A 9,556-nucleotide genomic window follows, 5' to 3' on the forward strand; every position below is an offset into this window, starting at 1 on the left:
GCTCTGTGGGTGGACACGTCACTGCACCGCAGTCCGGTGCTGGCCGACTATCCCGGTCGACCGGCATCCGGCCGAGGTACCACATGGCTGCTGGTCGGTTCGGACAGCCGCCAGGGGCTCACCGTCGAGCAGCAGCAAGCCTTGAGTACCGGCGGCGACATCGGCAACGGGCGCACCGACACGATCCTTCTGGTGCATCTGCCCGCGGTCGGGTCGAGCGCCCCCGCGACGATGGTCTCGATCCCGCGCGATTCTTACGTGCCGATTCCCGGCTACGGCGGCGACAAGATCAACGCGGCGTTCGCGATGGGCGGTGCGTCGCTGCTGGCCCAGACCGTCGAACAAGCCACCGGGTTGCGGCTGGACCACTATGCCGAGATCGGGTTCAGCGGATTCGCCGGGGTGGTCGACGCCCTGGGCGGTGTCACCATCTGCCCGAGCGCCGCAATCAGCGATCCGCTGGCCGGGATCAATCTGGCGCCAGGATGCCAGCGGCTCGACGGCCGCGACGCCCTGGGCTACGTGCGAAGCCGGGCAACGCCACGCGCCGACCTCGACCGGATGGTTCGCCAACGGGAGTTCATGTCGGCGTTGCTGCACCGCGCGGCCGGTCCCGGGGTATGGCTCAATCCGTGGCGGTGGTATGCGGTACCGCACGCCGCGGCCGGAGCGCTGACCGTCAACGAGACAGACCACGTGTGGGATCTGGCGCGACTGGGCTGGGCACTGCGCGGTTCCCAAACCACGCTGACCGTGCCCATCGGCGAGTTCACCGGCAGCGACGCCGGCTCGGTGGTGGTGTGGAACCACGACGCGGCCCGCCAGTTGTTCGAGGCGCTGGCTTCCGACGCGCCGCTGCCGGCTACCGCGCTCGAGGGCGCGTCGTAAACACCAGACCATTTCCTTACTGACACCGGAATAATGCTATTAAATAGAGCCTTGCTTTACTTAGGAAAAGCTGACCTCAGTAAGTATCACCTTGCATGACAACGGTGTCTGAGCTGCGGTAGCGTGAGCTCTATGACCGACCGGGAATTGCCTAAGACGAAATTCCACGCATTATTGCAGGAGCAGATCTACAACGAATTTACCGCGGCCCAGCAATACATTGCGATCGCGGTTTATTTCGATGAGGCCGCCCTCCCGCAGCTGGCGAAGCACTTTTACCGCCAGGCGGTCGAAGAGCGCAATCACGCGATGATGCTGGTGGCCTATCTGCTCGACCGCGATGTCGACGTGGAGATTCCCGCTGTCGGCGCAGTCCGTAACCAGTTCGACGCCCCGACGGACGCGCTGGCGTTGGCGCTGGACCAGGAGCGCGCCGTCACCGAGCAGGTCAGCAGGCTGGCCGCCGTCGCTCGCGACGAAGGTGACTACCTCGCCGAGCAGTTCATGGCATGGTTCCTCAAAGAACAGGTCGAGGAAATGGCGCTGATGACGACTTTGCTGCGGGTCGCCCGCCGCGCAGGCGACAACCTGTTCGAGCTCGAGAACTTCGTCGCCCGTGAGGTGTCGGCGCCGTCCACCGATTCGGCAGCGCCCCGGGTGGCCGGAGGACGCCTCTAGTCGTAGCTGGCGCCGGTCAGTCCGTTCTGCAGCCAAGACTTGGCGCGGCCCGGGTGATGGGTCGCGATCCACGCCACGCCAACGTCCCGGCAAAACTGGACGTCCTCGAAGTGGTCGACGTTCCAGCAGTACAGCGCTCGACCCTGGGCAGCGGCGCGGTCAACGAGTTCGGGGTGCTCGCGAAGCGTCGCGATCGACGGCCCCACCGCAGTGGCCCCCACCGTGCTGGCTGTCGGACCACCCAAGTACCGGTAGCCCCGGCTGAGTAACACCGTGGGCAGCAACGGCGCCGCTCGCCGGATACGCCACAGCGCCATCCCTGAAAACGACATGAGCACGGCGCGCGATCGGTCAGCAGAAGCGGGGGTGGCGATGCCGAAGCGTTGCAGTAAGGCCAGCACCTTGCTTTCCACCAGCGCGCCATACCGAACCGGATGCTTGGTCTCAACGAAGATCTTCACCGGCCGGTTCCAGTCCAGCACCAGCGCCACCAACGCATCCAACGTCAGCAGACCGGTATCGCCGTGGGTGCCGTCCGGACGCCAACTGCCGTGCCACGCGCCGAATTCCAGCTCACGAAGCTCCGCCAGCGTCATCGTGCTGACGATGCCGACCCCAGTCGATGTGCGATCCAGCCGCCGGTCGTGCACGCAGATCAGATGCCCGTCGCGGGTGAGCCGCACATCGCATTCGACCCCGTCGGCGCCCTGCTTGAGCGCTAGATCGTATGCAGCCAACGTATGTTCGGGCCGAGCTGCGGAGGCGCCTCGGTGCGCCACCACGAAAGGGTGCCCGGTGAGCACCTGCTCGGCCCACGTCATAGGACTATGCTGCCGGTTCCTGGCCCTGTGACTCAACAGGAACAGCGGATGTGGCTGCGGCGGCTTGCCCATCCTCGCCGACGACAAGCCAGCGATGCGCGGGCCGTTCGACGGGTTTGCGATCGAATTCCTCGAAGACCCTGCCGATCGCGGCCATGACAGCAGCCCCCAGCAGATAGGCGAACACCGTCGTGACAGTGTTGTTGGCGATGCCTTGTGCGTCATGGGCACGGCTGGTCGCAATGGCCCACAGCGATACCGCGGTGCTGACGATCCACACCGCCCACCACAGCAGGATGGGCTTACGTAGCCGCGCGTAGTGGTCTTCGATAGTGGCCAGCTCGATGACGTACACCGGCGCCCACACCAAGTTGACCAGCGGCACCAGGCAACCCGCCCACATCGTCCGGATGGCCCGTGGCTCGGGCCGGCGCAGATGACCAAACGCTGCGGCCCGCCGGGCGATCAACCACCGGACCAACACCACGGCGCAGCTGAGCACGGCGACGATCGCCGCCAAGCTGGCCAGCACCCCGAGCCAGAGCGCCGCCGCAGCCACCACCGGGTTCAGCAGTGTGCTGCGATTGATGATCAGCAGGACGTAGCGGACCACGTGCACCAGCGCCGCGACGGCCAGCACCACGATGCTCATCAGCAGGGTCGCGCGCACCTTCGCGGCGGTCGGTCCAGACTGTGGCGCAAGTGTCTGACCGGCGGCGGTATCGACCCGGTCGACCAGTCCCCAACGCGGTATTGCCGTGTACCGCGGAGTGGGCCCCAACGGCCGCCGGCGGGGTCGCGGCGGTGGCGGCGGACCGGGCCGCACCGCTATCCACCGGAAACCCGGCGGCAGCCGCGGCGGTGTGCGTTGGCCAATGCCGGGCTGGCTGGGTGGCTGTGCGCTCCACCGCGGGTCGGCGTGTGGCACCGGCGCTTGCAGCGTTCCGCGGCAGCGCGGACACCACACCCGCTGGCGGTCACGGACGTTCCAACGGGTGCCGCAGCCGGAGCACACCTGGATCACTGCACCAGCTTAAGCGCGGCGACGCCGCCGGCCCCGACGAACCGCGGCGGAGCCGAGCCGTCCAGCGCATTCCCAGCTATCTAGGGCTATCCACAATTTCCACAGGTTTATCCACAACCGGTGCGAGATGTCGGCAGTGTTAACGCGCTGTCAATAGCCTTTCCGCTTGCGTCGCTGTGGATAAGCCTGCACCCAACGGGCCCTCCATCCAAAGGCTCGCCGCCCGCCGAGCGAAATAAGTTGGCGCGCTAAGCGTCCCTCCTTCAGGCCGACGCGTGGTCGGGCTCCGGGCCCCATCGGGTGCGCAACCAAAAGGCGGCGCCAATCACCCAGCGCACCCAGGTGAACACCGAGGTCGGCCAAGCGATTGTTGGTCTCAATTTTCCTGCCGCTTCGTAAGACGCTATGATCGCGGTCACCAGATCAGTTGTGTGACTCATCTCACTGGGGGCGGTTTAGGTGCAGGCTAGGGGCACTCGATGACGACACAACCACTCGGACCCCGATCGGCGTCGTCGCCGCAGTGGTATCCGGGCTCATCGACGTGTAGTCGCTCCTACGTGTTGGCCGGTGTGCGCGCGGGGCTGATCGCTTTGGTGTTGTTGGCGATCTTGGCCGTCATCGTTCTGGTCTGACGTCGCGCCGGCCCATCGGCGGCACCCTTAGCACTCGTTGTTGCGGTGTACCCGCTCATGGAGCAGGGTTGATTAGGCTTAGGCCGCCGCGTGGCGGGAAACCCTGCGAACAGGATGTCACAAGCAGATCACCGACGATCAAGGAAGGAATCTTCAGTGGCTGAATACACCTTGCCCGATTTGGACTGGGACTACGGAGCGCTGGAGCCGCACATCTCAGGTCAGATCAACGAGCTTCACCACAGCAAACACCACGCGACGTATGTGAAAGGCGCCAACGACGCCCTGGCCAAGCTAGAAGAGGCGCGCGCCAAAGACGACCACTCCGCAATCGTCGGGCACGAGAAGAGTCTGGCTTTCAACCTGGCTGGGCACGTCAACCACTGCCTGTGGTGGAAGAACCTGTCCCCCAATGGTGGTGACAAGCCAACCGGCGAACTGGCCGCCGCCATCGACGACGCGTTCGGATCTTTCGACAAGTTCCGCGCCCAGTTCACCGCCGCTGCCACCACCGTGCAGGGGTCAGGTTGGGCGGCACTCGGCTGGGACAGCCTGGGCAGCAATCTGCTGGTATTCCAGGTTTACGATCACCAGGCGAACTTCCCGCTCGGGATCGTCCCGCTGTTGGTGCTCGACATGTGGGAGCACGCCTTCTACCTGCAGTACAAGAACGTCAAGCCCGACTTCGCCAAAGCGTTCTGGAACGTGGTCAACTGGGAAGACGTCCAGGCCCGCTATGCGGCCGCGACTTCGAAGACCAAGGGCCTGATCGCCGGCTGAGCAGCAAGGGTCACGAAACTAGATACCGCTCACAGAACAGGGCGTCGCGCCAAACGCGCGGCGCCCCTTGTTTTTGCACGACCGTGGTTGATTAGCCGTGTCGGCTTGCGGGTACTCGCTTGCTGTCGCATTCTTTGCTCATCGACCCACCGACGTGTTGGTTTTCGAGTTGTTCGAAGGCGGAGGTATCACGGAGGCCGAAATGGAAACTGGGTCAGGCCGGGCCATCGAAGTGGCCCCCTTCCACTCCCGCGGTTCGCTGAAGGGGTTCGTAATCTCTGGTCGGTGGCCGGATTCGACGAAGGAGTGGGCCCAGCTTCTCATGGTGGCCGTCCGGGTAGCCTCGCTGCCTGGATTGCTTTCCACCACAACAGTTTTCGGCGCTCGCGAGGAATTGCCTGAATCGCCTGAGCCCGGCACCGTCGGCTTGGTCGTGGCCGAGGGACCGGTGGTAGGCGAGTCTGCCGTCACACCAGGGCATTTCGCTGATTCCCAGCCTCCCGCGCTGATGATGTTGCATCCGCCGTCAGAGACCACACCGTCGTTGCCGGAATGCAGCGGGGCGGCGTCGGGATGCGTACTCCTGCCGGGATTGCCGTATCTGGGATTGGAGCATCGGGCGGCCTGGGTCGAGGCCGAAGCCGACGGCACGGTCACGTCGATGGTGAGCCGCGTCGGCGTCGACCCGATCAGCCATCCCGACACCGCGATTCTGGCGATGTTGCTTGCTGCGTAAGCGGTTTGGTGCAAAAGATCTCAACAAAGCGCTCGCCGAGCCGACTGCGCGATATAGCGTTCGTGAATCGGAAAGAGGCGCTTGCCGAATCGGTGAATACGGCCACCCGAACTTGACTCCCACACTGGCGGACCTCTTCTGCGGCCGCTAGCCTGGGACCGTTAGCGAAGGGGAGTAGCCCCGAATCGTCGAGTCGACACACTGGCGAACAGCCCGGCCGGCGGACCGTTCCAAAGCGGACGGTGGGCGAGACCTTCGGCCCGAAGTTCGACGAACGACGCAAGTCGGTCGTCGGCGCCGCGTCGAAAGGTCGCCACATGCTCGCAGCCTCGGTACTGAGCTTCTGGGTGGTTTTCGTCGCCGAACTCGGCGACCGCTCGCAGCTCATCACGATCACCTATTCGCTGCGCTACCGCTGGTGGCTGGTGCTGACCGGAGTGGCGATCGCCTCGATCGTGGTGCACGGGGTCTCGGTCGCGATCGGGCATTCGCTGGGTCTGACGCTGCCCGCTCGGCCGATGGCTTTGGCATCCGCGGTTGCCTTTTTGATCTTCGCCCTATGGACGTGGCGCGAGGTGAAAAACGGGGAGGACGGCGTTTCCCCGGTCCGCAAACCGCGCTGTGCGCTGCTGGCCGTGGTGTCGTCGATCGTGCTGGCCGAGCTCAGCGACAAGACCACACTGGCCACCATCACGCTGGCCAGCGAGCATGACTGGGTCGGCGTGTGGATCGGCACCACGGTTGCCATGGTGCTGGCCAATGCCCTGGCCATCGTGGCGGGCATTCTGCTGCACCGCCGCATGCCGGTGCGGCTCCTGCACGTCTTGGCCGGACTGCTGTTCCTGGCCTTCGGGTTGTGGATGCTGTTCGACAGCGCGCTGGGCTGGCGCTGGGTGGCTCTCGCGTCGATCGCAGCGGTAATCGCGGTTGCGGCAGTCCTGGCAACTTTGCGCGTCGCAAACCGCCGCGAGCCGCTGCCCAACCCCCAGCTCCGTCGCCGCCCGTTATCCGACACCGCGCGCCCGGGCGCCTCCGCCTCCGCGACGGACGCTCCGACAGAAGCTCCCGCATGCGGCGCAAGCCCAGTCGACGGTGCCGCGACGACGAAGCGGCGGCAATCGACAGCAAATCGGCTTTTGAATCGATCTCCGTAGCCGGCTCGTTGCCGGGCGACGGGTGGCGCCCCGATGGCGACGAGCGCCAATCCATGCGGCTGAACCAGTGGCTGCACAGCAGGCCATAATTTTCCTTGGTGCGTAGTGTGTATACGGCTCGTGAACGACGTGTTGTCGTTCAGCGGCGCTCGGAATCGCCGCGGCGGCCGCGGAAATCAATTCCGCACAGGTTTGCACTTGGCCGTGGCCATAACTGTCGCTACGATGTTTCAGCAAATACGTGGATGACTCGTTCTTTCTTGCAACCCGCTGGAGGTCATATCGATGAGCACGACGTTCGCTGCCCGCCTCAACCGCCTGTTCGACACGGTGTATCCGCCCGGTCGCGGGCCGCATACATCAGCCGAGGTGATCGCGGCACTCAAGGCAGAGGGCATCACGATGTCGGCTCCGTATCTCTCGCAGCTACGCTCCGGCAACCGGACGAACCCGTCCGCGGCGACCATGGCGGCGCTCGCGAACTTTTTCCGCATCAAGCCCGCCTACTTCACCGACGACGATTACTACGAAAAGCTCGACAAAGAACTGACCTGGCTAGCCACCATGCGTGACGAGAACGTCCGCCGCATCGCAATCGGCGCCGCCGGCCTGTCCCCCGAGGCCCAAGAGGACATTAAGCAGCGAGTTGAGGAGCTGCGCCGCAAGGAAAACCTCGACGCCTGACGCCGCTTTCTGTATCGCCCCTGACCTGACGAGGGGCCACCGGCCGACGCCCATTAGGGTTGGCTCAGCGATCGCGCGCACGCTCGATAGTCGACGAGATACTGGGAGGGCGGCCGGCAATGGGCCTGTTCGGCAAGCGAAAGACCCGTGCGACACGTCGTGCCGAAGCCCGCGCGATCAGGCTACGCGCCAAGCTCGACGCCAAATTGGCCGCGAAAAACGAACTGCGCCGAATCAAGGCCGCTCAACAGGCTGAGGCCAAAGCGCTCAAGGCCCAGCTCAAAGCCCAGCGCGACAGCGACCGCGCAGCGCTCAAGGCCGCCGAAACACAGCTCAAAGCGGTACGCGAGGGCAAGCTGCTGTCACCGACGCGAATCCGGCGGGTGCTGACGGTGTCTCGCCTCTTGGCTCCGGTCATCGTGCCGCTGGCCTACCGGGCAGCCATCGCCGCTCGGGGCCTGATCGACCAACGCCGGGCCGACCGGCTCGGGGTCCCCTTGGCCCAGATCGGTCAGTTCTCGGGACAAGGCGCCCGGCTATCCGCCCGCGTCGCCGGGGCCGAACGATCGCTTCAGACCGTCCAGGAAAAGAACCCGAAAGACGCCGAGACCAGACAGTTCGTCGCTGCCGTCAGTGAACGACTACGCGATCTGTCGGCGGCTATTACCGCTGCGGAAAACATGCCCACCTCACGCCGCCGCGGCGCACATGCCGCGATCGCCAAACAGCTCGACGGCATCGAAGCCGACTTGATGGCCCGGCTGGGGGTAGGCTGACCGCCCGCCGGTCGCGCATTGTGACTACACCCCGCCCTTCGACCAAGGAATCGCCGATCGTATGCCCCGCCGCCGCACGTCGGTCAGCCGTGTCCTGATCGGGACCGCAACCGCCGCAACGCTTTTCGTCGGCGCTGCTGCCGGCATCGCTCCTGCCTGGGCCCATGTCCACGCCAGCAGCGACAACCCGGTGCGCGGGAGCATGGCCATCGTCACCTTCGAGGTGCCCAACGAATCGCCGGTCGGTGCAGCCACCACAGCAGTCAGCATCGCACTGCCGGCAGGAACCTCCGCGCGCACCGAAACCCTGCCAGGGTGGACGGCAAAGCTGGACCGCGACGCCGCATCAGGCACCGTCCGGTCCGTCACCTGGACCGCTGCGGCGAACGGCGGCATTCCGGCCGATCAGTTCGGGCTGTTTCGGATCTCGCTGAAGCTGCCCGACAGCGACACCGTGACATTCTCGGCCACCCAGACCTACGCGGACGGGTCGGTGGTGCGCTGGGATGAGCCGCCGCTGCTCGGCGGTGCCGAGCCGGAGCATCCCGCGCCCCGGCTCACACTCGCGGCCGGACCAGCGGGACCGCCGGTCGTCGCGCCGACCCAACCAACGATCCGCCAGACGAAAGGATCGCCCGACAACACCGCTCGCCTGCTGGGCGGTGGCGCCCTGTTGGTCGCCGCGCTGGCGGTCGGCTTGGAGCTGGCCCGGCGGCGGAGATAACGCTGATGGCCGGCGCATTACGCGCAGTGACGGTGAGCCTGGCGCTTGCCGCGATGCTGTGCGTTGGCGCCTGGCACGCGCAACCCGCTGCCGCCCATGCCGTCCGGGTATCTGCCGATCCACCGGAAAACGCCGTGCTGACCGTCGGCCCGGCCCGGGTGAGCGCCACCTTCAATGAGCCGATGCAAAGCACCTTTGCCGCGATGACGGTTGTCGGCCCAGACGGAAATCTGTGGTCGTCCGGCCAACCGCAGGTGGCGGGTGCGGTGGTCAGCGTCGGCCTAAGACCATTGGGTCCGGCTGGCACGTACACGGTGAATTACCGAGTGACGTCGGCGGATGGCCACGTGGTGTCAGGGTCGTGGTCGTTTCGGCTGGCGGTGTCCGGTACCGGTGAACCGGGGCCCCCGGCATACCCTGGTGACACCTCGTCCGGAACGGTCCCGGCTTGGCCGTTTGCGGTTGGTGCGGTGGTAGTTGTTGCCGGTGGCGCGCTATGGGCTGCCCGACGCCGTCGCTGACGGCCGTGCTACTCCCCCCTCAGCTGTCAGGCCGCTAGCGCCAAGACTGAGGTTTCGGCTGTCCTGGCATGATGGGGGTCGACTGCTGGTGTACGCGACTGGCGGACGCAACGAGAATCTGCAAAGGAGCAGCCG

12 protein-coding genes are annotated in these 9,556 nt (G+C 65.6%); 10 read left to right on the top strand and 2 right to left on the bottom strand.

Annotation, left to right across the window (positions count from 1 at the left end):
* A partial coding sequence (locus ACFE99_RS18170; protein WP_375487695.1) for an LCP family protein occupies positions 1-888 on the top strand: 888 nt, incomplete at its 5' end.
* A gap of 132 nt (positions 889-1,020) precedes the next feature.
* Positions 1,021-1,566: a ferritin gene (locus tag ACFE99_RS18175; RefSeq protein ID WP_375487697.1), complete on the top strand. Its 546-nt coding sequence runs from the start codon at positions 1,021-1,023 to the stop codon at positions 1,564-1,566.
* On the opposite strand, the gene ACFE99_RS18180 is transcribed toward ACFE99_RS18175, so the two are convergent.
* Positions 1,563-2,387 (bottom strand): glycerophosphodiester phosphodiesterase, encoded by an 825-nt coding sequence (locus ACFE99_RS18180; protein WP_375487699.1) that lies wholly within the window; start codon positions 2,385-2,387, stop codon positions 1,563-1,565. The two genes, ACFE99_RS18175 and ACFE99_RS18180, sit on opposite strands and share 4 nt — an antisense overlap.
* Before the next feature lie 4 nt (positions 2,388-2,391).
* Positions 2,392-3,411: a DUF4328 domain-containing protein gene (locus ACFE99_RS18185; protein WP_375487700.1), complete on the bottom strand. Its 1,020-nt coding sequence runs from the start codon at positions 3,409-3,411 to the stop codon at positions 2,392-2,394.
* Between the two features lie 479 nt (positions 3,412-3,890).
* On the opposite strand from ACFE99_RS18185, the gene ACFE99_RS18190 reads away from it, so the two are divergent.
* The 8 genes from ACFE99_RS18190 (at position 3,891) to ACFE99_RS18225 (ending at position 9,421) form a co-directional block, all read left to right on the top strand.
* On the top strand, positions 3,891-4,046 hold the full coding sequence (locus ACFE99_RS18190; RefSeq protein ID WP_375487702.1) for a hypothetical protein: 156 nt from the start codon (positions 3,891-3,893) through the stop codon (positions 4,044-4,046).
* A gap of 156 nt (positions 4,047-4,202) precedes the next feature.
* Positions 4,203-4,826, top strand: a complete 624-nt coding sequence (locus ACFE99_RS18195; RefSeq protein WP_324969302.1) for a superoxide dismutase — start codon at positions 4,203-4,205, stop codon at positions 4,824-4,826.
* A gap of 202 nt (positions 4,827-5,028) precedes the next feature.
* The gene (locus ACFE99_RS18200) at positions 5,029-5,562 is read left to right on the top strand and encodes a peptidase (RefSeq protein WP_375487704.1); all 534 of its coding nucleotides are present in this window, start codon (positions 5,029-5,031) and stop codon (positions 5,560-5,562) included.
* A 242-nt stretch (positions 5,563-5,804) separates the two neighbouring features.
* The gene (locus ACFE99_RS18205) at positions 5,805-6,716 is read left to right on the top strand and encodes a TMEM165/GDT1 family protein (RefSeq protein WP_375487706.1); all 912 of its coding nucleotides are present in this window, start codon (positions 5,805-5,807) and stop codon (positions 6,714-6,716) included.
* A gap of 285 nt (positions 6,717-7,001) precedes the next feature.
* The gene (locus ACFE99_RS18210; RefSeq protein ID WP_375487708.1) at positions 7,002-7,400 is read left to right on the top strand and encodes a transcriptional regulator; all 399 of its coding nucleotides are present in this window, start codon (positions 7,002-7,004) and stop codon (positions 7,398-7,400) included.
* A 119-nt stretch (positions 7,401-7,519) separates the two neighbouring features.
* Entirely contained in the window at positions 7,520-8,176 is a 657-nt protein-coding gene (locus ACFE99_RS18215) for a DUF6474 family protein (RefSeq protein ID WP_375487710.1), read from the top strand.
* 61 nt (positions 8,177-8,237) lie between these two features.
* Entirely contained in the window at positions 8,238-8,900 is a 663-nt protein-coding gene (locus ACFE99_RS18220) for a YcnI family protein (RefSeq protein WP_375487712.1), read from the top strand.
* Positions 8,901-8,905: 5 nt separating this feature from the next.
* A complete protein-coding gene (locus ACFE99_RS18225) occupies positions 8,906-9,421 on the top strand; it encodes a copper resistance protein CopC (protein ID WP_375487714.1) in 516 nt (171 codons plus the stop codon).
* The last annotated feature ends 135 nt before the right edge of the window (positions 9,422-9,556 follow it).

The sequence above is a fragment of the uncultured Mycobacterium sp. genome (assembly GCF_964249325.1).
GTDB lineage: Bacteria > Actinomycetota > Actinomycetes > Mycobacteriales > Mycobacteriaceae > Mycobacterium.

Coding starts and splice junctions, on each gene's coding strand:
- ACFE99_RS18175 (WP_375487697.1), top strand. CDS start 1,021: ATGACCGACCGGGAATTGCCTAAGACGAAATTCCACGCATTATTGCAG.
- ACFE99_RS18210 (WP_375487708.1), top strand. CDS start 7,002: ATGAGCACGACGTTCGCTGCCCGCCTCAACCGCCTGTTCGACACGGTG.
- ACFE99_RS18220 (WP_375487712.1), top strand. CDS start 8,238: ATGCCCCGCCGCCGCACGTCGGTCAGCCGTGTCCTGATCGGGACCGCA.
- ACFE99_RS18215 (WP_375487710.1), top strand. CDS start 7,520: ATGGGCCTGTTCGGCAAGCGAAAGACCCGTGCGACACGTCGTGCCGAA.
- ACFE99_RS18200 (WP_375487704.1), top strand. CDS start 5,029: ATGGAAACTGGGTCAGGCCGGGCCATCGAAGTGGCCCCCTTCCACTCC.
- ACFE99_RS18180 (WP_375487699.1), bottom strand. CDS start 2,387: ATGACGTGGGCCGAGCAGGTGCTCACCGGGCACCCTTTCGTGGTGGCG.
- ACFE99_RS18190 (WP_375487702.1), top strand. CDS start 3,891: ATGACGACACAACCACTCGGACCCCGATCGGCGTCGTCGCCGCAGTGG.
- ACFE99_RS18225 (WP_375487714.1), top strand. CDS start 8,906: ATGGCCGGCGCATTACGCGCAGTGACGGTGAGCCTGGCGCTTGCCGCG.